Genomic DNA, 25,683 nt, shown 5'->3' with positions numbered 1-25,683 from the left:
AAGTGAGAAGAATCAGGCGAGCGTACCCGCACCACGGCAATTGGGGGAAGCCAGTACCGTATCCTGTAAACCATCCCACTCTTTTTGTGTGTAGGTATGCAGTGCCAGCGCATGCACTCCTCCGGCAAACTCTGCCGTCAGCTCGCTATAGATGGAGCGATGGCGAGCCAGGAAACGCTGGCCGGTAAAGCGGTCACTGACGATCACCACTTTGAAGTGACTTTCAGAACCAGCAGGCACGTTATGACGGTAGCTCTCATCATGCACTTCGAGGTGTGCAGGTTCGAACGCCTTACGCAGCTTTTCTTCTATTTCTTCGCGAATCATTGGTAACACTCCTCTACGGCGAGCGCTGTGCCTCATCTGTTTAAATATTAGTAGGTTTTTCGCCATTTCCGCAGGGAAGCAGGAAAAAATAATACCGGGTGTGCATCTTAACCATACTGTCACCCAGGTCAACGCCGGTTTATCTCCATCCATCTGAAAAAACCCTTTACAATCAATTTCCACTGGCATAGGGCTTTTTTCACACTCACGCAATGCTATGATGGCCGCAGTTTTGCAAACCAACCCATATACCGCTAATGAGAATGAGTATGTTGAAAAAACTGTTATTTCCTCTGCTGGCTGCCTTAATTTTGGCCGGCTGTGCCAGCAATAATACAACGCTGAATATTCAACCAAAAATTCAGCTGCCGCAGCAGGACCCAAGCCTGATGGGCGTGACTGTCAGTATCAATGGTGCCGATCAGCGTAGCGACCAGGCGCTGGCTAAAGTCAACCGAGATGGTCAGTTGGTCACCCTGACGCCGTCGCGTGATATGCGTTTCCTGTTACAGGAAGTGCTGGAGAAACAGATGACCGCACGAGGCTATATGGTTGGCCCGAACGGTGCGGTTGATCTGCAAATCGTAGTCAATGGCCTGTATGCCGATGTTACCCAGGGCAACGTGCGTTACAGCATTACCACTAAAGCGGATATTTCTATTATTGCTACCGCAAAAAATGGTAACAAGCAGGTCAAAAACTACCGCCAGACCTATAGTGTAGAAGGCGCCTTCACTGCAACGAATGACAAAATTACTAACGCGGTTAACTCTACGTTAAGTGACGTAATCTCTGATATGGCGCAAGATACGAGCGTCCACAATTTCATTAAACAGAACGCCCGCTAATTCCGTCGCTCTTCGCCCGGTCATTGCTGGCCGGGTTTCACTTCAGGTTCGTTATGACTTCTCACTATCTGCGCATTTTTACCCAACGTAATGCTGCCGTTTTGCTGTTACTGGGCTTCGCCTCCGGACTTCCGCTGGCGTTAACCGCTGGCACGTTGCAGGCGTGGATGACCGTTGAGAACATCGACCTGAAAACCATTGGTTTCTTCTCCCTTGTTGGCCAGGCCTACGTCTTTAAGTTCCTGTGGTCACCCATGATGGACCGATATACGCCACCGTTCCTCGGTCGGCGTCGCGGCTGGTTGCTGGTCACGCAGTTGTTGTTGATCGGCGGCATCGTGGCAATGGGCTTTATGCAGCCCGCCCGGGATTTAACGCTGCTGGCCGCAGTCGCAGTGTTGGTTGCGTTCTGTTCTGCCTCGCAAGATATTGTGTTTGATGCCTGGAAAACCGACATCTTACCGCCCGAAGAACGCGGCAGCGGTGCAGCCATTACCGTTTTAGGCTACCGCCTCGCGATGCTGATCTCCGGCGGTCTTGCGCTGTGGCTGGCCGATCGTTATCTCGGTTGGCAGGCCACTTACTGGTTGATGGCCATACTGATGTTGCCAGGTCTGATCGCGACCTTGCTGGCTAAAGAACCTGAAGTTCCGGCGAATGAGCCTCGTAATTTGCGCCAGGCCGTCTCGTTGCCGCTGAAAGATTTCTTCCAGCGCAATAATGCCTGGCTACTGATTACGCTTATCATCCTTTATAAGCTGGGCGATGCTTTTGCCGCCTCACTCACCACGACCTTTCTGATCCGTGGTGTTGGCTTTAATCCGGGCGATGTTGGCCTGGTCAACAAAACGCTTGGGCTGCTGGCAACCATCATTGGGGCTTTGTATGGCGGTGTGCTGATGCAACGCCTGAGTCTGTTCCGGGCGCTGATGATCTTTGGCCTGTTGCAGGCGGTATCGAATTTTGCGTACTGGCTACTGGCGGTAACACCGCCTCATTTATGGAGCATGGCAGGGGCGGTATTTATTGAGAACCTGTGCGGCGGCATGGGGACAGCCGCCTTTGTCGCGCTGCTGATGACACTGTGCAACAAATCATTCTCTGCGACACAGTTTGCCCTGCTTTCCGCACTTTCCGCTGTGGGTCGAGTGTATGTCGGGCCAGCCGCAGGCTGGTTAGTGGAACTCTGGGGATGGCCAACATTCTATGCCTTTACCGTCGTTGCAGGTTTGCCTGGTCTGCTGCTGCTGTGGGTGTGCCGTAACACGCTGAATGCAATCCAGCAAAGCGGCGAATTTCTCCCCCGTAGCCAGTGGCAACAAGGGTATCGCTGGACGGTGCGTTTGTTTAGCCTTGGCTGCGCCATGCTGGCGGTCTGGCTGCTGGCGCTGGCGCTGAGCGCCGCAGGATTCTGGCAACCCGGTAATCTACTGGCTCACCTGTTTGAAGTGGGAATGGGCCTGGCGTTGATCGCGGTGGCATTCGGGGTGACTCTTGATTGCCTCGCATTGCGAAAACACCCTCAGGTAAAAACCCATCAGGTTTAGCCGCTATATTCTTGTCGTCGAATTAATTGACTAAAAAATATCAGCGACTAAATTTTATGGGATAGCATTTTTTTACAACGTAAAAAAGAAACATTAAATTAACAATTGCCGTGAATATTAAAAACCGGTGAGCAATTATTTTGTAGATTCATTATCGCAAAAATGATGCAAAATTGTTAAATAAATGGGTATTAAAAGTACGGTTTATGCTTTCCCTGATTTTACTGCGGTTTCTATCATTTGATTTTGTTATAATAATACCAACTGCTTGTCTGCGTTAATAATTTGTCACCCTGCGCAACATCTGTGACACCCTTAGCAAAAGGTGTCAACAGCCTTCTGACACATCCTTAAGCTGGTTTACACTGCATAAACCTTCCCGTAAAATGCGCGCACACTTAAACGACAATAGAGCCCTTTGTCATTGAGGTCGTTAAATGAGACTCAGGAAATACAATAAAAGTTTGGGGATTTTGTCATTAATTGCAGGCGCTGTATTACTCAGTGGCTGCGATAGTGCGTTGTTAAATCCCAAAGGACAGATTGCACTGGAGCAACGTTCGTTGATTCTGACAGCTTTTGGCTTGATGTTGATCGTCGTAATCCCGGCAGTCTTTATGGCGGTGTTTTTTGCCTGGAAATATCGGGCAACCAATACCAATGCGAAGTATAGCCCCAACTGGTCACACTCTAACAAAGTGGAAGCCGTGGTCTGGACCATTCCGATCCTGATCATTCTCTTCCTCGGCGTTCTGACCTGGAAATCAACCCACGCGCTGGAGCCGAGCAAACCGCTGGCCTCTGACGTCAAACCGGTTGAGATCGACGTTGTCGCGCTGGACTGGAAATGGCTGTTTATTTACCCGGAACAGGGTATTGCAACCGTTAACCAGCTTGCCTTCCCGGCAAATACGCCGGTCAGCTTCAAGATCACCTCCAACTCCGTCATGAACTCCTTCTTTATTCCTACGCTGGGTAGTCAGATCTACGCGATGGCGGGCATGCAGACCAAACTGCACCTGATCGCCAACGAGCCGGGAATTTTCGACGGTATGTCTGCTAACTTCAGTGGTCGCGGTTTCTCTGGCATGAAGTTCAAAGCCATTGCCACCAAAGACGACGCGGAATTCCAGCAGTGGGTAGCCAAAGTGAAAGCGGCTCCAGACACGCTGACCACCATGGATGATTTCGAGAAACTGGCTGCGCCAAGCGAAAATCACCCGGTGGAATATTTCTCTACGGCCAACCCTGAACTGTTCAAACAAGTTATTGATAAGTTCAAGATGAGCCACGGGAAGATGGACATGCCAGAGCACGAAGGCATGGACATGAGTCACGCCGCTTCCGCGGGAGCCGAGGAATAATACGATGTTCGGAAAATTAACACTGGATGCAGTGCCGTACCATGAGCCGATTATCATGGTCACGGTTGCCGGTATCATCATAGGTGGTCTGGCTATCATTGCCGCCATCACCTACTTTGGTAAATGGCAATATCTCTGGTCTGAATGGCTGACGTCAATCGACCACAAAAAACTGGGTATCATGTACATCATCATGGCATTCGTCATGCTGCTGCGTGGCTTTGCTGATGCAGTCATGATGCGTACCCAACAGGTGATGGCTTCCGCCGGGGAAGCAGGCATACTACCACCGCACCACTACGACCAGATCTTCACCGCCCACGGCGTGATTATGATCTTCTTCGTGGCGATGCCTTTCGTGGTAGGTCTGATGAACGTTGCGGTTCCGCTGCAAATTGGTGCACGCGACGTTGCCTTCCCGTTCCTGAACAACCTGAGCTTCTGGTTCACTGCGATCGGTGTGATCCTGGTTAACCTGTCTCTGGGTGTGGGCGAGTTCGCGCAGACTGGCTGGCTGGCCTATCCGCCGCTTTCGGGTGCGGAGTACAGTCCTGGCGTCGGGGTCGATTACTGGATCTGGAGTCTCCAGCTATCCGGTATCGGGACCACGTTAACCGGTATCAACTTCTTCGTGACCATTCTGAAGATGCGTGCACCGGGCATGGACCTGTTCAAAATGCCGGTATTCACCTGGGCTGCTCTGTGTACTAACGTCCTGATCATCGCTGCGTTCCCGGTACTGACCGTAACGCTGGCACTGTTGACCCTCGACCGTTACCTCGACTTCCATTTCTTCACTAACGAAATGGGCGGTAACATGATGATGTACGTCAACCTGATTTGGGTCTGGGGTCACCCGGAAGTATACATCCTTGTCCTGCCGGTGTTTGGTGTCTTCGCTGAAGTCACTGCCACCTTCTCGAAAAAGCGTCTGTTTGGTTACACCTCTCTGGTGTGGGCGACCATCGCCATTACCGTACTGTCGTTCATCGTTTGGCTGCACCACTTCTTCACCATGGGTGCCGGTGCCAACGTTAACGCCTTCTTCGGTATCATGACGATGATCATCGCGATTCCGACCGGCGTGAAAATCTTCAACTGGCTGTTCACCATGTATCAGGGTCGTATCGAGTTCCACTCAGCAATGCTGTGGACCATCGGCTTCCTGGTAACCTTCTCCATTGGTGGTATGACGGGTGTTCTGCTGGCGGTACCGGGTGCGGACTTCGTTCTGCATAACAGCCTGTTCCTGATCGCGCACTTCCACAACGTTATCATCGGTGGTGTGGTGTTCGGTTGTATGGCTGGTGTGACTTACTGGTTCCCGAAAGCCTTCGGCTTTACCCTGAACGAAACCTGGGGCAAACGCGCCTTCTGGTTCTGGATCATCGGCTTCTTCGTAGCGTTTATGCCGCTGTATGCGCTGGGCTTCATGGGTATGACCCGTCGTGTTAGCCAGGACATCGACCCGCAGTTCCACTCACTGCTGGTGGTTGCGGCTTGCGGTGCTGCGCTGATTGCCTGTGGCATCCTGTGTCAGCTGATCATGTTCTACGTTTCTGTGCGTGACCGCGACCAGAACCGTGATCTGACCGGTGACCCGTGGGGTGGTCGTACGCTGGAGTGGGCAACCTCTTCACCGCCGCCGTTCTACAACTTTGCTGTAATCCCGCACGTTCACGAGCGCGATGCTTTCTGGGAAATGAAAGAGAAAGGCGAAGCGTATCAGCAGCCGGCTAAATATGAAGAAATTCATATGCCGAAAAACAGTGGTGCTGCCATTGTTATCGCTGCCTTCGGTACGATTTTCGGCTTCGCGGCTATCTGGCACATCTGGTGGCTGGTGGTTGTTTCCTTCCTGGGCATGATCATCTCCTGGATTGTGAAGAGCTTCGATGAAGACGTGGATTACTACGTACCGGTTGCGGAAATCGAGCAGATCGAGAAGAAGCACTTTGACGAAATCAGCAAAGCAGGTCTGAAATAATGTCAACTCAAACTGTGACGACACACCACCACGACGCCCATGCGGAGCATGGGCATCACGATGCAGGAGCCAATAAGATCTTTGGCTTCTGGATCTACCTGATGAGTGACTGCATTATCTTCGCAACGCTGTTTGCGACCTATGCAGTTATGGTCAACAACACTGCCGGTGGCCCGGCAGGTAAAGACATCTTCGAACTGCCGTTTGTACTGGTAGAAACCGCGCTGCTGCTGCTCAGCTCCATTACCTATGGTATGGCAGTGATCGCGATGAACAACCAGAACAAGGGCGCGGTCATCAGCTGGTTAGCGTTGACCTTCCTGTTCGGTGCCGGATTTATCGGGATGGAAATCTATGAATTCCATCACCTGATCATGGAAGGCTTCGGTCCAAACCGTAGCGGCTTCCTGTCTGGATTCTTTACGCTGGTTGGGACGCACGGTCTGCATGTGACCTCTGGTCTGATCTGGATGGCAGTGCTGATGTTCCAGATCTCCAAGCGTGGTCTGAGCGCCACTAACCGCACCCGTATCATGTGCCTCAGCCTGTTCTGGCACTTCCTGGATGTGGTGTGGATCTGCGTATTTACCATTGTTTACCTGATGGGGGCCATGTAATGAGTCATTCAGCAACCGAACATGGTGCATCACACGGTAGCGTGAAGTCCTACATGATCGGCTTCATCCTGTCGATCATCCTGACGGCGATCCCGTTCTGGATGGTGATGGATGGCGGCGCCTCTAAAGGCACCATTCTGGCTGTCGTTCTGGTGTGTGCGGTGGTTCAGGTGCTGGTGCACCTGGTCTACTTCCTTCACCTTGATAGCAAATCTGAGGGTGGCTGGAACATGGTGGCCATTGTCTTTGCGGCCGTCATTATTTTGATTGTCGTAGTAGGCTCACTGTGGATTATGTGGAACCTCAACTACAACATGATGGTCCACTAAGAGTCGCCCATGATGATTAAGCAATACCTGCAAGTAACAAAACCAGGAATTATTTTCGGCAATTTAATTTCTGTGATCGGTGGATTCCTGCTGGCTTCGAAAGGCAGCATTGATTACACCTTGTTCGTCATCTCACTGGTGGGTGTATCGCTGGTTGTCGCATCAGGTTGTGTTTTCAACAACGTGATTGACCGCGATATCGATATCAAGATGGAGAGAACGCGGAATCGAGTGCTGGTTAAAGGCCTTATCTCGGCGAAAGTGAGCCTGGTTTATGCAACCGCATTAGGTATTGCTGGCTTTGCGTTGCTTTATTTCGGTGCTAACCCGCTGGCCATGTGGCTGGCGGTGCTGGGCTTCGTAGTCTACGTCGGCATTTACAGCCTCTATATGAAGCGTAATTCGGTCTACGGTACGCTGATTGGTAGCCTCTCTGGCGCAATGCCGCCAGTGATTGGATACTGCGCGGTGACTAACGAGTTTGATGCTGGCGCGCTGATTTTGCTGGCGATCTTTAGCCTGTGGCAGATGCCGCACTCCTATGCGATTGCCATCTTCCGCTTTAAAGATTACCAGGCAGCGAACATCCCGGTTCTGCCGGTGGTAAAAGGCATCTCCGTGGCGAAAAACCATATTACGCTGTATATCCTGGCGTTTATGATTGCCACGCTGATGCTGTCGCTGGGCGGCTACGCTGGCTACAAATATCTGGTCGTTGCTGCGGCAGTGAGTGTCTGGTGGCTCGGGATGGCGCTTTCAGGTTACAAAACCTCAAACGATAAAGTTTGGGCGCGTAAACTGTTTGTCTTCTCCATTGTTGCTGTCACTGCTTTGAGCGTAATGATGTCGGTGGATTTTATGACCCCAGCGTCAAAAGATCTGCTGACTTACGTCTGGTAATTTAGCTCCGCAAATCCATGAAAGGGCGCGATTTTCGCGCCCTTTCTTTTTGTTACCATCGCTTAAAAACAATTGTTTTACCCGCCCTGCCCTGCTCCCTAGAATAAGTGCAGCAAATTAACAGAGGTTGCAATGAAAGATAATAAAATGACTCCGGTAGAGCTGCGTGCTACATGGGGTTTGGGTACGGTTTTTTCCCTGCGTATGCTGGGAATGTTTATGGTGCTGCCGGTGCTCACCACCTATGGCATGGCGCTACAGGGTGCCAGTGAAACATTAATTGGCCTGGCGATAGGTATCTATGGCCTGGCGCAGGCGATCTTCCAGATTCCCTTTGGCCTACTCTCGGACCGTATCGGTCGTAAACCGCTGATTGTCGGTGGCCTGCTGCTGTTTGTTTTAGGTAGCGTAATTGCGGCTACTACCACCTCTATCTGGGGTGTCATTCTTGGTCGTGCCTTACAAGGCTCCGGCGCTATCGCCGCCGCCGTGATGGCTTTATTGTCCGATTTAACCCGTGAGCAGAACCGTACCAAAGCAATGGCTTTTATCGGCATCAGCTTCGGGGTCACTTTCGCTATTGCGATGGTTCTCGGTCCAATTGTCACCCATGCACTCGGCCTGCATGCGTTGTTCTGGATGATTGCGATTCTGGCAAGCTGTGGCATTGTGATTACGCTGCTGGTGGTGCCCAATGCCCCAAACCATGTGCTGAACCGTGAGTCCGGCATGGTGAAAGGCAGCATCCGCGCGGTACTGACCAATTCACGCCTGGTGAAACTGAATATTGGTATCCTGTGTCTGCACATCCTGCTGATGTCGAGCTTCGTGGCGCTGCCCGGCCAGTTTGAACAAGCTGGATTCCCGGCCTCCGAGCACTGGAAAGTGTATCTGGTGACCATGCTGGTTTCCTTTGTCAGCGTCATCCCGTTCATTATTTATGCCGAAGTCAAACGCCGTATGAAACGGGTGTTTGTCAGTTGTGTCGGATTGATTGTGGTGGCGGAAATCGTACTGTGGGGAGCAGGCAGCCACTTCTGGACGCTGGTGATTGGCGTGCAGCTGTTCTTCCTGGCCTTCAACCTGATGGAAGCGATTCTGCCGTCCTTAATCAGTAAAGAATCGCCGCCGGGTTATAAAGGCACGGCGATGGGCATCTACTCCACCAGCCAATTCCTCGGCGTCGCCATTGGCGGCAGCATGGGCGGTTGGGTATTTGGTCATTTTGATGCACAAACGGTGTTTCTGGTGGGTGCGGTGGTCGCGGCGATTTGGCTGTTTATCAGCATGTCGATGCAGGAACCCCCTTATGTCAGCAGCCTGCGTATTGTCCTGAGCGATGCGGTGCTGGCAGTTCCCAATCTGGAGAAACGTCTGAAAGCCCAGCCCGGTGTTGCGTCGGTGTTTATCGTGCCGGAAGAGAAAAGCGCCTACATCAAGATAGACAGTAAAGTGACGAGCCGCGTTGAACTGGAAGCGCTGCTCGCCAGCAGTTAAAACCAAGCCCGGCCATTGCGCCGGGCTTTTGTTTACAGCGACATATCAACAACAATACGGCCTTCAATTTTACCGGCATGCATGCGGGCAAAGATGTCGTTGATGTTGGTCAACGGCTCCACCGCTACATTAGCTTTCACTTTGTGACGACCAGCGAAGTCGAGCGCCTCCTGCAAATCCTTACGGGTGCCGACAATTGAACCGCGTACCGTAATACCGTCCAGCACCATGTCAAAAATCGACAGGTCAAATTTGCCCGGCGGCAGGCCATTCAGCACCATCGTACCGCCACGACGCATGGTTCCCAATGCTTGCTCAAAGGCTTTCGGTGAAACCGCTGTCACCAGCACACCGTGCGCGCCGCCGAAGCTTTCGTGGAAGAATTTCGCCGGATCGACATTTTTCGCGTTAGCCACCACGCTGGCACCCAGACGTTTAGCAAACTCCAGCTTCTCGTCATCAATATCAACAGCAGCCACGTTAAGTCCCATCGCTACCGCGTACTGAACAGCCATATGTCCCAGACCACCGATACCGGAAATCACCACCCAGTCACCCGGTTTGGTATCGGTCATCTTCAGCCCTTTGTACACCGTGACCCCGGCACACAAAATCGGCGCGATCTCATGGTACTCAATGTTATCCGGCAGGATACCGACGTAGTTAGCATCCGCCAGGCAATACTCTGCAAAGCTACCATTGACTGAATAACCGGCATTCTGCTGTGACAGACACAGCGTTTCCCAGCTATCGAGACAATATTCGCAATGACCACAGGCCGAGTAGAGCCAGGGCACACCCACGCGGTCGCCGAGTTTAAGATGTTTCACACCTTCGCCCAGCGCCACAACCTGACCAACACCTTCATGGCCGGGAATAAAGGGGGGATTAGGTTTGATCGGCCAGTCACCTTCAGCAGCGTGCAAATCGGTATGGCAAACCCCGGTGGCGGCAATTTTTACCAGAATCTGGCCCGGGCCCACCGAAGGCACCGGTACTTCTTCAATCACCAAAGGTTCACCGAACGATTTCACAACTGCCGCTTTCATCGTGGTTTTGATCTTCATGTTCATCAATTCACTCTCCAAAAGGGTCTGTTAAGGGGTTAAAAGAGCCCCAGTGGTGCGATGTCGTAGCTAACCAGCAGGTTTTTCGTTTGTTGGTAGCCGTTAAGCGCCATTTTATGCGTTTCGCGCCCTACTCCGGATTGTTTATAGCCGCCAAAAGCAGCGTGTGCCGGGTAGATGTGGTAGCAGTTGGTCCAGACGCGACCGGCTTTAATACTACGCCCCATGCGATAAGCCAGATTCGTGTTTCGTGTCCAGACACCGGCCCCAAGGCCAAATTGTGTCTGGTTGGCAATCTCCAGCGCTTCGGCCTCATCTTTAAAGGTGGTGACACCGATAACTGGCCCAAAAATCTCTTCCTGGAAACAGCGCATCTGGTTATCGCCTTTAATCAGCGTCGGCTGAATATAGAAGCCATTATCGAACGCTGGCGCAATGCTGGCGCGCTCACCGCCGGTCAGGATTTGTCCTCCCTCCTGCCGCGCAATGTCGATATAAGAGAGAATTTTATCAAACTGCTGACGCGAAGCCTGGGCACCGATCATAGTTTCGGTATCCAGCGGATCTCCACGGCGAATAGTGGCAATCTTCGCCATCACCCGCTCCATAAACGGGGCATAGATCGATTCATGGATCAGCGCGCGTGACGGGCAGGTACAGACTTCGCCCTGATTGAAGAAGCCCAACACCAGACCTTCCACCGCTTTTTCAATAAACTCCGGCTCACCGTCCATCACATCGGCAAAATAGATGTTGGGAGATTTGCCGCCCAGTTCGACGGTACAGGGAATAATATTCTCCGCCGCGCACGCCATGATATGACGTCCCACCGGGGTTGAGCCGGTAAAGGCGATTTTGGCAATACGTTTACTGGTCGCCAGCGCTTCACCCGCTTCGCGGCCAAAACCCTGTACCACGTTAAGCACTCCCGCCGGGAACAGATCGCCGATTAATTCCAGCAGCAGAGTGATACCGAGCGGCGTCTGCTCGGCGGGTTTCAGAACCACACAGTTACCCGCAGCCAGCGCCGGAGCCAGTTTCCAGGCCGCCATCAATAACGGGAAGTTCCACGGGATAATCTGCCCCACCACGCCCAACGGCTCGTGGAAGTGGTAGGCGACGGTGTTTTCATCGATCTCTGCCGTACTGCCTTCCTGCGCGCGCAGGCAGCCCGCGAAGTAACGGAAGTGGTCAACCGCCAATGGCAGATCCGCATTCAGCGTTTCACGGATCGGCTTACCGTTGTCCCAGCTCTCGGCTACGGCCAACATTTCCAGATTGGCTTCGATACGATCCGCCACCTGTAACAGCAGATTGGCACGGTGTTGCACACTGGTTTTTCCCCAGGCGTCAGCGGCCTGATGAGCTGCATCCAGTGCTAAGTCGATATCACGCGCGTCCGATCGAGGGAACTGCGCAATGTCGCTGCCATCAACTGGCGAGGTGTTAGTAAAGTACTGGCCGCTGAGCGGCTCTGTGAATTTGCCCGCAATGTAGTTGCCGTAAGTCGCTTTGAAAGAAACCAAAGCGCCGGGCGTGCCGGGATGTGCATAACGCATCGCAAACTCCTTAATGTAGGGTCAGATGTTCTGGAGCTGGCAGCGGCAACCTGAGGGTCGCCAGGTTGAACAGCCCGCTGCCAGCATGACTATTGCAGCGCGCGTGCCAGTTTTTTTCAGCTTGCGATGGATTAAAAAATAGTGATACTCAACATAGAGTTACATAAAAAATAACCGTAATAACTTAATGGAATGGTGCGGTAAAAATCACCATCTGTGTTGCATATCGCAACACCACAAAAACCAAATAGCTACAATGTCGCAACACTTTGCCAGGGCATGAGGTTAGCAATGCAGGGAAATTCATCCGCCGCGATCAACGCAACTCCGCTTCTTAGCGATTCCTGGTTTCGTAGCCAGCTATATGGACTTGATCGCACCGCTGATGACTTTCCCCGGGTACGTCAGGGTGAACTGGCGGATTTGCTCGCCAGCAACAGCGGATTGCAGCAGTTTGCCCAGCCGGTGATCAACCAGCTGGCGCAGAAGATGGCGGAGAAGCAATCGGTGGTGATCCTCTCGGATGCCAGCGGCATGGTGCTACATACCTTTGGCGATATGCAGTCGATGGAGAAAGCGCAGCGCTACGCATTGGCACCCGGCAATTTATGGAGCGAGTGTGGCCGTGGCACCAACGCCATTGGCACCGCGCTGGCAATTGACGATGGCTGTGAGATAGACGGACAGCAACATTTTCTCACGCGTAATCAGGGGTTGTACTGCGCAGCCATGCCGCTCCAGATGCCCAATGGTCAGATTGCCGGGGTGCTGGATATCTCGGGTCCGGCGCATTTCCCGCATCCACAAACCTTCAGTTGGGTGAAAGCCGCAGCCAAACAAATTGAGTATCTGTGGGTTAAGCAGAGCCTGCACCCGCAGCAGTGGCTGATGAGCCTGCATGCGCAACCACAGGGTATCGATACCAGCGACGAGTTGCTGCTGGTGTTCTCCGATAATGTGCTGATGGCAGCGAATCGCCTCGCAATGCGCGAACTGGCTCTCAGCGCGGAGCAACTCGGTTCCCTGACGTTCCAGCAACTGTTCCCCCACCAGGAGCAGGCCGCCAACACCATCCCGGTGCCGTTAAATTACTGCGCGCAAACCTTTTATTTCCGCCTGCGCGCACCCCACCGTACCCACTTCGCCACCCCCACCGCCAGCCATACGGAGCTGCCCTTCTCGTTACGACGTGATGGCGAGAAAATGGTACGTCTGCTGAACGCCGGCGTTTCATTGTGTATTCATGGTGAAACCGGCAGCGGAAAAGAGTTTGTCAGCCATGCGTTGCATCAACAAAGCCGCTGGCGGGAAGGCAAATTTGTCGCCATCAATTGCGCCGCCATCCCGGAATCACTGATTGAATCTGAGTTATTTGGCTATCAGCCTGGTGCCTTTACCGGTGCGGGTAAAAACGGCTATATCGGTAAAATCCGTGAAGCCGACGGTGGCGTGTTGTTCCTGGATGAAATTGGCGATATGCCGCTGGCGTTGCAAACCCGCCTGCTGCGCGTGTTGCAGGAAAAAGAAGTGTCACCGCTGGGTTCCAGCCGCAGTTGGCCAGTAAACTTTGCGGTAATTTGCGCCACGCATCGCGATCTGGCGCAACGCGTGGCTGAAGGCGAGTTCCGCGAGGATTTACTTTATCGCTTACAGGAATTTTCCATGACTATCCCGCCGCTGCGCGAATGGCCGGATTTAGCAGGCTTTATTCAGCGTTTGTGGCTGGAGTTGGGAGGTGGCGATCGCGATATTCAGTTGTCGCCCTCGTTGCTGACCTCGTTGGCTCAGCTCCCGTGGCCAGGCAATGTGCGTCAGTTGCGCAGCCTGTTGCGCGTATTGCTGGCGCTGGCGGATGAAGGGGAAGAAGTAAGCGAAGTGCATTTGCCCGCCGAATACCGTCGTGCCGCCGCTCCGGTGGTGGTCGAGAATTTGCAAAGTCATGATGAACGGCTGATTGCCGAAACGCTACAACGCTTTAATGGCAATATCAGTAAAACTGCGCAGGCATTGGGTATCGCGCGCAGCACGCTGTATCGCCGTGCCGCGCGCGACAAAGGCGATTAATCGCGGAAGTTTTTGAACTGGAATGGCTGACCGAGATTGCCGCCACGCACCAGCGCCATCGCGCCTTGCAAATCGTCACGCGATTTACCGGTGACGCGCAGTTCATCACCCTGAATCTGCGTCTGAACTTTCAGCTTGCTGTCTTTGATCAGCTTCACCAGTTTCTTCGCCACGTCGCTTTCGATGCCTTTTTTCAGTTTGGCTTCGACGCTCCAGCTTTTACCGCTGTGCTCGATCTCTTCCGGGACGTCAATTGCCGCCCCTTCAATTCCGCGCTTCAGCAGCTTTTCTCTTAAAATATCCACCAGCTGCTTGACCTGAAAATCAGACTCCGTGGTGATTTTGATGGTCTCATTCTTTTCGTTCAGCTCAATGCTGGCGCTGACGTTACGGAAATCAAAACGGGTAGACAGTTCACGGCTCGCATTTTCCACCGCATTACGGACTTCCTGTAGTTCGACTTCGGAAACGATATCGAAAGATGGCATCTTGTCTTCTCCTGACGCTAAAGTGACATGCATAATACGCGTCTTGTCGCGCTAATAAAACACGATACACCGAAAGCTATACTGATAGTGTGTAGTGAAAACGATAACCCGTCAGCGGGAGGCACAATGAAAATTACCGTGTTGGGTTGCGGCGCCCTGGGTCAGGTTTGGCTCGCCGCCCTCGCACGCCAGGGACATGATGTTCAGGGCTGGCTGCGCGTACCGCAGCCCTATTGTTCGGTCAATGTGATCGATCCTGAAGGCAACGTCAGCAACCACACTTTTATTGCCAACGATCCGCTGTTTCTGGCGGAGAGCCAATTGTTGTTGGTGACGCTAAAAGCCCCACAGGTTTCTCCCGCCGTGAAGAACCTGCAAAGCGTATTACCGGCACATGCGCCGATTCTGTTGTTGCACAATGGGATGGGCACCCTGGAAGAGCTGAAAGATGTCCAGCAGCCGCTGCTGCGCGGGATTACGACGCACGCGGCGATGCGTGATGGCACAGTGATCAAACATGTGGCGCAGGGCATCACCCATATTGGCCCGGCCAGTCGCGAGAGTGAAGCGATGAGTGATATCGCGGATATCCTGCATCAGGCTTTGCCCGATGTTGCCTGGCATAACAATATCGCCTCTGCCTGCTGGCGTAAGCTGGCGGTCAACTGCGTGATCAACCCGATGACCGTCGAGCATGATTGCCAGAACGGTGCGCTGCGTGCCTGGCCTGAGCAAATCGCCAAACTGTGCGAGGAGATTGCCTGGGTGATGGAGCGCGAAGGCCAACACATTGCCGTCGATAATCTGCGTGACATCATCTATGACGTCATCGACACCACGGCAGCCAACGTCTCATCGATGTTGCAGGATGTTCGGGCGCAGCGCCAGACCGAAATTGATTACATCACCGGTTACCTGCTGCGCCGCGCACGCGCGCAGGGCATTGCATTGCCGGAGAACACCCGTTTGTATGATTTGATTAAACGCAAGGAGTCCCAATATGAGCACGAACGCATCGGTTCTGGTTTGCCTGGCACATGGCAGTGAAGAGACCGAAGCGGTCACCACCATCGATTTGTTGGTGCGTGGCGGTTTGCAGGTCACTACCGCCAGTGTCGAAAGCGATGGCAGCCGGGAGATCGTCTGCTCGCGTGGCGTGCGCCTGCTGGCTGATGCGCCGCTGGTTGAGGTGGCAGATAACGATTATGCCGCCATTGTGTTGCCCGGCGGTCTGAAAGGCGCACAAACCTTCCGCGACAGTCCGTTGCTGGTGGAAACCGTGCGCCAGTTTCATCTTTCCGGTCGCATTGTCGCGGCGATTTGCGCTGCACCCGGTACGGTCCTGGTGCCACACGATCTGTTCCCGGTCGGGAACATGACCGGTTTTCCCGGCCTGAAAGAAACCATCCCGGAAGCGAAATGGATGGAACGCCGTGTCGTGTGGGATCCCCGCGTCAATCTGCTGACCAGCCAGGGGCCGGGCACTTCGATGGATTTTGCGCTGAAACTGATTGATCTGCTGGTGAACAAAGAAAAAGCACGCGAAGTGGCATCGCAACTGGTGCTGGCGGCGGGAATCTATAACTACCAGGAATTCGAAGAACGCTGAAAAACGTAGCGGCGCGATTCATCGCGCGCCCTGCCTTTTAACATGCGCGATAAATCGCGCCGCTACGCAGGTGTATCGACCGTTACGGGCGATACACCTTCACATTGGTAAAGCCCTGCTCATGCAGGTACAGCGCCTGCAAACGGCTCATCACGCCGCGGTCGCAATACAATAGCCAGGTTTTGCTCTGGTCGAGATCGCCAAATTGGGTGCTGAGTTTGTAGAACGGCAGCGATTTAACCTCAACCCCTTCCAGCGCCAGTGGCGTGTCATCCTGCTCATCAATCGAGCGAATATCCAGTACCACATCATTGGCGGTGAACGACGCAACCGTCTCAACTTCCACGACTTCTTCTTCGGTTTTCTCGGCGATTTCACGGATATCAACGTTGCTGGCTTCCTGCACCACGCGATCCAGAATAGCAAAATCGAAATTCGTCTCTTCCGCTTCGATCTTCGCCTTCACCGCTTTCACCGTCGGGCTTTTCGAGATCACGCCGCAATATTCCGGCATGGTGCGGGCAAAATCTTCCGTACCAATCTCACGCGCCAGCTTGATGATGTGCTCTTTGTCATGGGAAATCAGCGGACGCAGAATCAGCGTGTCTGAGGCGTTATCGATTAAACGCAGGTTGGTCAGCGTCTGGCTGGAAACCTGGCCCAGCGCTTCGCCGGTCACCAACGCCTGTACGCCGTAACGCTCGGCGACCATCGACGCCGCGCGCACCATCATACGCTTCAGCACCACACCCATCTGGCCGTCATCCACTTTTTCGAGGATCTCGCCCACCACCGGTTCAAAATTGATGGCGACGAAACGCACACGATGCGAACGACCAAAACGATTCCACAAATAATGCGCTACCTGGCGTACGCCGATTTCATGCGCAGCACCGCCAAGATTGAAGAAACAGTAATGCACGCGGCAGCCACGGCGCATCAACATATAACTGGAGACACCGGAGTCAAAACCGCCGGAAATCAGTGACAGCACATCTTCCTGGGTACCAATCGGGAAGCCGCCCAGTCCTTCATAACGTCCGGTGATCAGCAGCAGGCGATCGTTTTCAATCTCCAGGTTGACCGTCTCATCCGGATTATTCAGTTGCACGCGAGCGCTTTCGATATGCTGGTTCAGACCGCCGCCTACGTAGCGTTCCACGTCCTGCGAGCTGAACTCATGCTTGCCGCGACGCTTCACGCGCACGCAAAAGCTTTTACCTTCGAGACGTTCACGATACAGCGCCAGCGTCTGTTCGAAGATGTTATGCATATCGGTGTATTCATGATCTTCCACCGCCAGTACGTGATGGATACCCGGAATACGCGTCAGTTCGGCAATCACCGCTGCGCGCAACGTTTCCTTCTTCGCCCGGACCACAATGTGGTCCCAGTGACGCACAACCGCGATCTCATCATCCAGAGTGCGCAGAATGTTACGAATGTTTCCGGTCAGAATCTTGATAAAGCGCAGTCGCACCGACTGACTCTTGATGGTGATTTCGGGGAAGAGCTTGATAATAAACTTCATGGCGACACAGCTTCGTTGGGCAAATAAGTGCTAAAAGCATCGGCACTTAGCTGGTAAAATCATATAATTGCGGGCTAAGCAGGAGCGTCCGCATCCGAGGCGCGAGAGTATATCACCTTTGTCTGGTGACTTCTTCTGCAACCGCAGTCACATTCATTATTTTGCTAATTAATCCTCGTCAGATACCATGACCGACTGCAAGATGATGTCCCAACCTGTGAGTCGACACTGATTATGCCGAAAAAAGCCGAAGCGCCCGCCAGTTTTGAAAGCGCTCTACAGCAACTGGAACAGATCGTCAGCCGCCTGGAAAGTGGTGAGCTGCCGCTGGAAGAGGCGCTAAAAGAATTTGAACGCGGTGTTCAGTTGGCACGTAGCGGCCAGCAAACCCTGCAACAGGCGGAACAGCGCGTGCAGATTTTGCTGAGCGATGATAAAGACGCCGCGCTCACCCCTTTTACGCCGGAAGATAATTGATGGATTTCGCCAAACTGCTAAGCGCCTATCACGAAAGGGTAAACCTCGCGCTGACGCGCTTGTTAGATCCACTTCCTTTTCAGAGTTCTCCTCTGGTGAATGCCATGCAATATGGGGCACTATTAGGCGGTAAGCGTCTGCGCCCTTTTCTGGTTTACGCTACGGGTGAAATGTTAAAGGCCGATCCGGCCAGCCTGGATGCGCCCGCTGCGGCGGTAGAATGTATCCACGCGTACTCTTTGATTCATGACGATCTGCCTGCGATGGACGACGATGCATTGCGTCGTGGGCAGCCAACCTGCCATATCAAATATGGTGAAGACACGGCGATTCTCGCAGGCGATGCCCTGCAAACGCTGGCGTTTTCTATTTTGGCCGACCAGCCGATGCCTGGCGTAAGTGCAGAAGCCCGTATTACCATGATCTCCGAACTGGCGCAGGCCAGTGGTGTCGCAGGTATGTGCGGCGGCCAGGCACTGGACCTCGCCGCCGAGGGTAAAAGCATCGACCTGGCGCAACTGGAACAGATTCACCGTCATAAAACCGGTGCATTGATCCGCGTTGCCGTACGACTTGGTGCGTTGGCGGCGGGTGAACAAGGCCGTGCCGCCCTGCCCGTTCTGGATGTCTATGCCAATGCCATTGGTTTGGCGTTTCAGGTGCAGGATGACATCCTGGATGTGGTCGGCGACACCGCGATATTGGGCAAAACCCAGGGGGCCGATCAGGCACTGGGCAAAAGCACATATCCGGCGCTGATGGGGCTGGATAATGCCCGTCAAAAAGCCTGGGATCTCTATCAGGAGGCACTGGGCGCGTTGGATATTCTGGCCGCGCAATCCTTTAACACCACAGCATTACAAGCGTTGGCTAGCTTCATAATTGAACGCGATAAATAACTTTCATAATGAGTCTCTGATGAGTTTTGATATTGCAAAATACCCGACACTGGCGCTGGCAAGCACGGTACAGGAATTACGTTTACTGCCAAAAGAGAAGCTTCCGGCACTCTGTGACGAGCTGCGTCAGTATCTGCTGGACAGCGTCAGCCGCTCCAGTGGTCACTTCGCTTCGGGTCTGGGCGTCGTCGAGCTAACAGTGGCGCTGCATTATGTTTACAACACCCCGTTTGACCATCTGGTGTGGGACGTTGGCCATCAGGCTTACCCGCATAAAATTCTGACCGGTCGCCGCGATCGCATCGGCACCATCCGTCAGAAAAATGGTCTGCACCCCTTCCCGTGGCGTGAAGAGAGCGAATACGACGTACTGAGCGTCGGTCACTCGTCAACCTCCATCAGCGCCGCCCTCGGTATGGCCGTCGCCGCCGAGCGTGAAGGTAAAGGGCGTCGTACTGCGGCCATCATTGGTGATGGTGCCATCACGGCGGGCATGGCATTTGAAGCCATGAACCACGCGGGCGATATCAAACCGGACATGCTGGTGATCCTCAACGACAACGAGATGTCGATCTCCGAGAACGTGGGTGCGCTGAACAATCGTCTGGCGCAGATCCTCTCCGGTAAAACCTATTCACGCCTGCGCGAAGGCGGCAAACGGGTGCTGGACAACCTGCCGCCGATCAAAGAGCTGGTCAAACGCACTGAAGAACATCTGAAAGGCATGGTGGTACCGGGTACGCTGTTTGAAGAACTCGGTTTTAACTACATCGGCCCGGTGGATGGTCACGATGTCCTCGCGTTGGTCAGTACGCTGAAGAACATGCGTAGCCTGAGAGGCCCGCAGTTCCTGCATATCATGACCAAAAAAGGCAAAGGCTATGCGCCGGCGGAAGAAGATCCCATCACCTGGCATGCCGTACCGAAATTCGATCCGGCCAGCGGTTCGCTGCCGAAAAGCGCAGGTGGTCTGCCGAGCTACTCCAAAGTATTTGGTAACTGGTTGAGCGAAATCGCGGCTGATGACGCACGCCTGATGGCCATCACTCCGGCGATGCGTGAAGGATCCGGCATGGTGAGTTTTTCCCGTGACTATCCGCAGCAATATTTCGACGTGGCGATCGCTGAACAGCACGCGGTGACCTTCGCGGCAGGGATGGCGATTGGCGGCTACAAACCGATTGTGGCGATCTACTCCACCTTCCTGCAACGCGCATACGATCAGGTGATCCACGATGTGGCGATCCAGAAGCTGCCGGTGTTGTTTGCTATCGATCGTGGCGGCATTGTTGGTGCCGACGGACAAACCCATCAGGGTGCGTTCGATCTGGCTTATCTGCGCTGTATCCCTGGCATGGTGATCATGACGCCAAGCGACGAGAACGAATGCCGCCTGATGTTGTACACCGGTTACCACTATCAGGATGGCCCAAGTGCAGTGCGTTACCCGCGCGGTACCGGTACCGGGGCAGCGCTGGAACCCCTGGCGAGCCTGCCGTTGGGCAAAGGCGTGGTAAAACGTCAGGGCGAGAAGCTGGCGATTCTCAACTTCGGCACCTTGCTGCCGGAAGCCACTGCGGCCGCCGAAGCGTTGAATGCCACCCTGGTGGATATGCGTTTTGTCAAACCGCTGGATGAGGCGTTGATTACGGAACTGGCGGGCAGCCACGACGCCCTGATCACCCTGGAAGAAGGGGCTATCATGGGCGGCGCGGGTAGCGGCGTGAACGAATTTGTGATGGCAAAACGCCTGCGTATTCCGGTGCTGAACCTCGGTCTGCCTGATGAGTTCATCCCGCAGGGTACCCAGGAAGAAGTGCGCCATGACTACCAACTGGATGCCGCCGGTATTCAGCAACAAATCACCCGCTGGCTGGCCCAGTAATCCCCTGCTCGCTCGCCGCCCGGCGAGCGAGCCTGCTGCTATGCTTAAGGGATTTCCCTGATGCGAGAGCAGACGTCCCAATGAAAAAAATTCCTTTAGGTAAGACTGAATTACAGGTTTCCCGTCTCTGCCTGGGCTGTATGACCTATGGCGATCCACTGCGCGGCAATCACGCCTGGACGTTACCGGAAGAGAGCAGTCGCCCGTTAATCAAGCAAGCGCTGGAAGCAGGCATCAACTTTTTTGATACCGCCAACTCCTATTCCGACGGCAGCAGCGAAGAGATTGTCGGGCGCGCCCTGAAAGATTTTGCCCGCCGCGACGAAGTCGTGGTCGCCACCAAGGTCTATTTCCCATTAAGTAATCTGACCCAGGGGCTGTCGCGCAACAATATCCTGCAATCAATTGATGACAGCCTGACACGGCTGGGCATGGATCATGTTGACTTGCTCCAGATTCACCGCTGGGATTACGACACGCCAATTGAGGAGACGCTGGAGGCGCTGCACGACGTGGTGCAGGCCGGTAAAGCGCGTTATATCGGCGCATCCTCAATGCATGCGGCGCAATTTGAGCAGGCGCTTCAGCTCCAGACTCGTGAAGGATGGGCGCGCTTTGTCAGCATGCAGGATCAGTACAACCTGATTCAACGGGAAGAGGAGAACGCCATGCATCCGCTGTGTCTGCGCGAAGGCATCGCCGTCCTGCCCTGGAGTCCATTGGCTCGCGGTAAGCTGACGCGCCCGTGGGGTGAAACCACCGCCCGCTCCGTGTCAGATGAGGTGATGGCTAAACTTTACCGCGACACCGAAGAGAACGATGCCGCTATCGCGCAACGTATCGCCACCCTGGCAGCGGATAAAGGCGTCACGCGTGCGCAGATTGCGCTGGCCTGGTTGCTGCATAAGCCGGTGGTGACGGCACCCATTATCGGGGCATCACGCGCAGAGCAGTTTGCTGAGCTGGTCAAAGCGGTGGACGTGGAGTTGAGTACAACGGATATTGCCGAGCTGGAGACGGTGTATCAACCGCATCCGGCGGTAGGGTTCGAATAAGACGTAACGGCGCGATAAATCGCGCCGTTAAGAAATCAAAGCATCACATGCCCTAACACATACAAAATCACCGCAGAGATCACCCCGGCGATAATATCGTCGACCATAATCCCCATGCCGCCATGCACGTTCTGATCGAACCAGCGGATCGGCCAGGGTTTCCACATATCAAAAATGCGGAAAATGACAAAGCCCGCCAGGACCCATTTCCAGCTCATCAGCGGAATCGCCATCAGGGTGATCCACATACCGATAAACTCGTCCCAGACAATGCTGCCGTGATCGTGGACACCCATGTCTTTGGCCGTGCGATGGCACAGATAGACGCCGACGCTGATACCGATCAGCACCACCAGCGAATAGATCTGCAATGGCAAAAAGGTCATCAACCACCAGAACGGGATCGCCGCCAGCGATCCCGCAGTACCCGGTACGATCGGACTTAATCCACTGCCAAAGCCGGTCGCCAGCAGATGCCACGGATTGGACATACGCAGGCGGCTCTTTGCCACATCTTTATTTAACGTCAAAGTGATCAAATCCTTTGTGATTGAAGCTCAGCGGCTTGCCATTTTCCAGCAACGTGAGTCCATCGGCTTCCGGTGCTATCTGACCAATGCAGGTATAAGGCACGCCGAGATGACCGAGCGCCACGTCCAGCGCACCACGGTTCACTTCCGGCACCGTGAAGCACAGCTCGTAGTCTTCCCCTCCTGCCAGCGCCCAGCGTTGCACCTGGTCTGCGTCGAAATGGTCGCGCAGTGCTGCCGACAGCGGCAGTGCATCGACATTCAAGCGCGCGCCGACACGGCTGGCCTGCAAAATATGGCCGAGGTCGGAGAGCAATCCATCCGACACATCGATCGCTGACGTGGCCAGGCTACGCAGCGCCTGCCCCTGCAAGACACGCGGCATCGGGCGTAAATGACGTTTGATCAGCGTTTCGTGCACCGCCGGGTCCGACAGGCGGTAACGATGCTGCAACAACGCCAGACCGGCAGCACTGTCACCCAGCGTGCCGGTGACGAAAATCCAGTCACCCGGCTTCGCACCGGAGCGTTTTAGTGCACGCCCTACCGGAACTAAACCGTGGATGCCCAACGTCATGCTCAGTGGGCCGCGCGTAGTATCGCCGCCAATCAGCTGCATATCGTAGTAATCCAGCAGCTCAAACAGGCTGTCACTGAAGGCCGCCAGCCAGCTCTCGTTCACTTCCGGCAGCGTCAGCGCCAGCGTTAGCCATGCCGGATCGGCGCCCATAGCAGCCAGATCGCTCAGGTTGACGGCAACTGCTTTATAACCGAGATCGGCTGGATGGATATCACGCAGGAAATGCACGCCTTCTACCAGCGTATCGGTGCTGATAGCCAGCGTCTGTTTTTCTGGCACGTTAAGCAATGCGCAGTCGTCACCAATTCCCTTCTCGACATCGCGGCGGGAGCTGGTGACGCGGTTAAAATAACGTGCGATCAGTTCGAATTCACCACAGGGCATAGTCAGGTCTCAATGAAAAAAGGCCGGATGACCGGCCTTTTGCACTATTTTCTGTTGGGGCGAATTTGTGGAGCGGCTTTATCCAGCACGCCGTTGACAAATTTGTGGCTGTCTTCTGCACCAAATACTTTAGCCAGCTCGATACCTTCGTTGATCGCCACTTTATAGGGCACATCATCACGTTTGCTCAGCTCATACAGCGAAATACGCAGGATGGCTTTTTCTACCTGGCCCAGCTCTTCCAGCTGACGCGACAGGTAAGGTTTCATCAGACCATCCAGGTATGCGCTGTTGGTCGCCACACCGGCCAGCAGTTCGCGGAAGTAACTGATATCGACGTCTTTGACGTCTTGTTCCGCCAGAAACTGGTATTCCACATCGGCAATGTCGTTGTTGGACAACTGCCAGGAGTAAAGCGCCTGGACAGCGCACTCACGGGCGCGACGACGAGCAGCAGGTTTCACAAAATTCCCCTTACAAAAATCAGGCTTTGATGGCTTTCAATACGTTAATCATTTCGAGGGCAGTCAGGGCCGCTTCGGCACCCTTGTTACCCGCTTTCGTGCCGGCGCGTTCAATCGCCTGCTCGATGTTTTCAGTGGTCAGCACGCCGAAAGTCACCGGGATATCGCTGGTCATTGCCACGTTGGCAATACCTGAGCTGGCTTCACCGGCCACATATTCGAAGTGCGCCGTGCCGCCACGGATCACGGTACCCAGCGCCACGATGGCGTCATGTTTACCGGATTTTGCCAGCGCACGCGCCGCCAGCGGCAGTTCATAGGCACCTGGTACCCAGACGATGGTGATGTTTTCGTCTTTCACCTGACCAATACGCTTCAGCGCATCAACCGCACCGTCCAGCAGGCTGTCATTAATGAAGTTGTTAAAACGCGCAATTACGATGGCGATGTTAGCATCAGGCGTGGCAACAGGAGCTTCGATAACTTTCATACATATCCTTTGGGTGTTGTATTGTAGCCCCGCAGAAGGGGGCGGATTCTATCATACTCTTTGACGACGCGCTCAGGCTTTTCAGCGCGGGGTGAGCGTCAGACGCAAGTCTTCGCCCACCAGGCGCACGTCACTAAAATTCAGGGCTGGCGCATCGGCCAGATGTTCCAGCCCCGGTAATTCACACAAGCCACGAGCGGCATTACCCAGCAGTTTCGGTGCCATGTAGACAATCAGCTCATCCACCAGTCCCGCCTGCAACAGCGCACCGGCAAGCGATGCACCCGCTTCGACCCACACGCTGTTAATTTGCCGCTGACCGAGCAACATCATCATCGCCACCAGGTCCAGTTGGCTCTCACGCTGCGGCACCACAATCTGCGACACCGTCTCCGGCCAGGCTTGTTGATCGGCTTCACTGCGCATCAGCCAGGTTTCGCCCGCCTGGTTGACCAAACGATGCTGCGGAGTCACGCGCTGCTGGCTGTCAATCACCACCCGCACTGGCTGACGCAGTTGCTGCTCGTCCAGTTGCTGGCGAACCTCATCATTCAGTTCACTCCAGCGCACCGTCAGCGCAGGGTTATCCGCCAGCACCGTGGCACTGGTGGTAAGAATAGCCGAACTCTGGGCACGAAAACGTTGCACATCGCGCCTTGCGGCTGCCGAGGTGATCCACTGGCTTTCGCCACTCGCCATAGCGGTACGGCCATCGAGTGACGCGCCCAATTTAAGTTGGATCCACGGGAAACCGGTACGCATCCGTTTCAGGAAACTGCGATTGATCGCCTCAGCCTCATTCATCATCAAACCGTGGCTCACCGCAATACCCGCCTGTTGCAGACGATACAGGCCACGACCGGCGACCTGCGGATTGGGGTCTTGCATCGCCGCGACCACCCGGCTGACGCCAGCGGCGATCAACGCATCGCAGCAGGGTGGCGTGCGACCATGATGGCTACAGGGTTCAAGCGTGACATAGGCGGTTGCGCCCCTGGCTTTCTCTCCCGCCATGCGCAGCGCATGCACTTCCGCATGCGGTTCGCCCGCGCGATGATGCCAGCCTTCGCCGACGATTTCGCCGTCCCGCACAATCACACAGCCAACATTCGGGTTTGGCGTGGTGGTAAAACATCCGCGACGCGCCAGTTCCAGCGCGCGCGCCATATAGCGTTCGTCGATCAT

Annotated in this window: 25 protein-coding genes; 15 read left to right on the top strand and 10 right to left on the bottom strand. The window is 54.3% G+C overall.

Annotated elements, in window-relative coordinates; genetic code table 11:
- Positions 1–12: 12 nt before the first annotated feature.
- Positions 13–327, bottom strand: coding sequence for a transcriptional regulator BolA (gene bolA / locus AC6I8R_RS04960; protein WP_013508132.1), 315 nt, complete (start codon positions 325–327; stop codon positions 13–15).
- A gap of 269 nt (positions 328–596) precedes the next feature.
- Here bolA and AC6I8R_RS04955 point away from each other — a divergent pair, with 269 nt between their 5' ends.
- The 8 genes from AC6I8R_RS04955 (at position 597) to AC6I8R_RS04920 (ending at position 9,416) form a co-directional block, all read left to right on the top strand.
- Complete coding sequence (locus tag AC6I8R_RS04955) at positions 597–1,175, top strand: lipoprotein (RefSeq protein WP_021185842.1); 579 nt, start codon at positions 597–599, stop codon at positions 1,173–1,175.
- A 53-nt stretch (positions 1,176–1,228) separates the two neighbouring features.
- A complete protein-coding gene (gene ampG, locus AC6I8R_RS04950) occupies positions 1,229–2,722 on the top strand; it encodes a muropeptide MFS transporter AmpG (protein WP_415174733.1) in 1,494 nt (497 codons plus the stop codon).
- Positions 2,723–3,159: 437 nt separating this feature from the next.
- The gene (cyoA, locus tag AC6I8R_RS04945) at positions 3,160–4,086 is read left to right on the top strand and encodes a cytochrome o ubiquinol oxidase subunit II (RefSeq protein ID WP_415174734.1); all 927 of its coding nucleotides are present in this window, start codon (positions 3,160–3,162) and stop codon (positions 4,084–4,086) included.
- Between the two features lie 4 nt (positions 4,087–4,090).
- Positions 4,091–6,073: a cytochrome o ubiquinol oxidase subunit I gene (gene cyoB / locus AC6I8R_RS04940; RefSeq protein WP_021185845.1), complete on the top strand. Its 1,983-nt coding sequence runs from the start codon at positions 4,091–4,093 to the stop codon at positions 6,071–6,073.
- On the top strand, positions 6,073–6,690 hold the full coding sequence (locus tag AC6I8R_RS04935; protein ID WP_013508127.1) for a cytochrome o ubiquinol oxidase subunit III: 618 nt from the start codon (positions 6,073–6,075) through the stop codon (positions 6,688–6,690). The genes cyoB and AC6I8R_RS04935 overlap by 1 nt, the downstream gene beginning before the upstream one ends.
- A complete protein-coding gene (locus AC6I8R_RS04930; RefSeq protein WP_036627544.1) occupies positions 6,690–7,019 on the top strand; it encodes a cytochrome o ubiquinol oxidase subunit IV in 330 nt (109 codons plus the stop codon). Before AC6I8R_RS04935 ends, AC6I8R_RS04930 begins: the two co-directional genes overlap by 1 nt.
- Positions 7,020–7,031: 12 nt before the next feature.
- Positions 7,032–7,919 (top strand): heme o synthase, encoded by an 888-nt coding sequence (gene cyoE / locus AC6I8R_RS04925; protein WP_036627589.1) that lies wholly within the window; start codon positions 7,032–7,034, stop codon positions 7,917–7,919.
- A gap of 132 nt (positions 7,920–8,051) precedes the next feature.
- A complete protein-coding gene (locus AC6I8R_RS04920; protein WP_021185848.1) occupies positions 8,052–9,416 on the top strand; it encodes an MFS transporter in 1,365 nt (454 codons plus the stop codon).
- A gap of 32 nt (positions 9,417–9,448) precedes the next feature.
- Here AC6I8R_RS04920 and adhP read toward each other — a convergent pair whose 3' ends face one another.
- Together adhP and exaC are read right to left on the bottom strand one after the other, a co-directional pair.
- A complete protein-coding gene (gene adhP / locus AC6I8R_RS04915; RefSeq protein WP_021185849.1) occupies positions 9,449–10,489 on the bottom strand; it encodes an alcohol dehydrogenase AdhP in 1,041 nt (346 codons plus the stop codon).
- A 32-nt stretch (positions 10,490–10,521) separates the two neighbouring features.
- A complete protein-coding gene (gene exaC, locus AC6I8R_RS04910; protein WP_497831974.1) occupies positions 10,522–12,042 on the bottom strand; it encodes an acetaldehyde dehydrogenase ExaC in 1,521 nt (506 codons plus the stop codon).
- 291 nt (positions 12,043–12,333) lie between these two features.
- On the opposite strand from exaC, the gene AC6I8R_RS04905 reads away from it, so the two are divergent.
- Positions 12,334–14,106: a sigma-54-dependent Fis family transcriptional regulator gene (locus tag AC6I8R_RS04905; RefSeq protein WP_497831973.1), complete on the top strand. Its 1,773-nt coding sequence runs from the start codon at positions 12,334–12,336 to the stop codon at positions 14,104–14,106.
- Here the strand turns inward: AC6I8R_RS04905 and AC6I8R_RS04900 are convergent.
- A complete protein-coding gene (locus AC6I8R_RS04900; protein WP_084873131.1) occupies positions 14,103–14,594 on the bottom strand; it encodes a YajQ family cyclic di-GMP-binding protein in 492 nt (163 codons plus the stop codon). The genes AC6I8R_RS04905 and AC6I8R_RS04900 overlap by 4 nt on opposite strands.
- Before the next feature lie 126 nt (positions 14,595–14,720).
- Here AC6I8R_RS04900 and panE point away from each other — a divergent pair, with 126 nt between their 5' ends.
- Together panE and yajL are read left to right on the top strand one after the other, a co-directional pair.
- Complete coding sequence (panE, locus tag AC6I8R_RS04895) at positions 14,721–15,641, top strand: 2-dehydropantoate 2-reductase (RefSeq protein WP_021185854.1); 921 nt, start codon at positions 14,721–14,723, stop codon at positions 15,639–15,641.
- Positions 15,595–16,203, top strand: a complete 609-nt coding sequence (gene yajL, locus AC6I8R_RS04890; protein ID WP_208724955.1) for a protein deglycase YajL — start codon at positions 15,595–15,597, stop codon at positions 16,201–16,203. The genes panE and yajL overlap by 47 nt, the downstream gene beginning before the upstream one ends.
- A gap of 82 nt (positions 16,204–16,285) precedes the next feature.
- Here the strand turns inward: yajL and thiI are convergent, their stop codons facing one another.
- Positions 16,286–17,734, bottom strand: coding sequence for a tRNA uracil 4-sulfurtransferase ThiI (gene thiI / locus AC6I8R_RS04885; RefSeq protein WP_208724954.1), 1,449 nt, complete (start codon positions 17,732–17,734; stop codon positions 16,286–16,288).
- A 234-nt stretch (positions 17,735–17,968) separates the two neighbouring features.
- Here thiI and xseB point away from each other — a divergent pair, with 234 nt between their 5' ends.
- The 4 genes from xseB (at position 17,969) to AC6I8R_RS04865 (ending at position 22,050) form a co-directional block, all read left to right on the top strand.
- On the top strand, positions 17,969–18,211 hold the full coding sequence (gene xseB / locus AC6I8R_RS04880) for an exodeoxyribonuclease VII small subunit (RefSeq protein WP_013508116.1): 243 nt from the start codon (positions 17,969–17,971) through the stop codon (positions 18,209–18,211).
- Complete coding sequence (gene ispA / locus AC6I8R_RS04875; protein WP_021185857.1) at positions 18,211–19,110, top strand: (2E,6E)-farnesyl diphosphate synthase; 900 nt, start codon at positions 18,211–18,213, stop codon at positions 19,108–19,110. The genes xseB and ispA overlap by 1 nt, the downstream gene beginning before the upstream one ends.
- A gap of 19 nt (positions 19,111–19,129) precedes the next feature.
- Positions 19,130–20,995 (top strand): 1-deoxy-D-xylulose-5-phosphate synthase, encoded by a 1,866-nt coding sequence (dxs, locus tag AC6I8R_RS04870; RefSeq protein ID WP_497831972.1) that lies wholly within the window; start codon positions 19,130–19,132, stop codon positions 20,993–20,995.
- A gap of 80 nt (positions 20,996–21,075) precedes the next feature.
- The gene (locus AC6I8R_RS04865; RefSeq protein ID WP_415174736.1) at positions 21,076–22,050 is read left to right on the top strand and encodes an aldo/keto reductase; all 975 of its coding nucleotides are present in this window, start codon (positions 21,076–21,078) and stop codon (positions 22,048–22,050) included.
- A 35-nt stretch (positions 22,051–22,085) separates the two neighbouring features.
- Here the strand turns inward: AC6I8R_RS04865 and pgpA are convergent, their stop codons facing one another.
- The 5 genes from pgpA to ribD form a co-directional block, all read right to left on the bottom strand.
- Positions 22,086–22,580, bottom strand: a complete 495-nt coding sequence (pgpA, locus tag AC6I8R_RS04860; protein WP_021185860.1) for a phosphatidylglycerophosphatase A — start codon at positions 22,578–22,580, stop codon at positions 22,086–22,088.
- Positions 22,567–23,544: a thiamine-phosphate kinase gene (thiL, locus tag AC6I8R_RS04855; protein WP_021185861.1), complete on the bottom strand. Its 978-nt coding sequence runs from the start codon at positions 23,542–23,544 to the stop codon at positions 22,567–22,569. The genes pgpA and thiL overlap by 14 nt, the downstream gene beginning before the upstream one ends.
- Positions 23,545–23,588: 44 nt before the next feature.
- Positions 23,589–24,008 carry a transcription antitermination factor NusB gene (gene nusB, locus AC6I8R_RS04850; protein ID WP_021185862.1) on the bottom strand — a complete coding sequence of 140 codons (420 nt, stop codon included), beginning with the start codon at positions 24,006–24,008 and terminating at the stop codon, positions 23,589–23,591.
- 19 nt (positions 24,009–24,027) lie between these two features.
- On the bottom strand, positions 24,028–24,498 hold the full coding sequence (gene ribH / locus AC6I8R_RS04845; RefSeq protein ID WP_013508109.1) for a 6,7-dimethyl-8-ribityllumazine synthase: 471 nt from the start codon (positions 24,496–24,498) through the stop codon (positions 24,028–24,030).
- An 81-nt stretch (positions 24,499–24,579) separates the two neighbouring features.
- Complete coding sequence (ribD, locus tag AC6I8R_RS04840; protein WP_497831971.1) at positions 24,580–25,683, bottom strand: bifunctional diaminohydroxyphosphoribosylaminopyrimidine deaminase/5-amino-6-(5-phosphoribosylamino)uracil reductase RibD; 1,104 nt, start codon at positions 25,681–25,683, stop codon at positions 24,580–24,582.

It is taken from the genome of Pantoea sp. X-Soil-OKNW-713, assembly GCF_059730685.1.
This window is presented reverse-complemented; position numbering and strand designations above follow the sequence as displayed.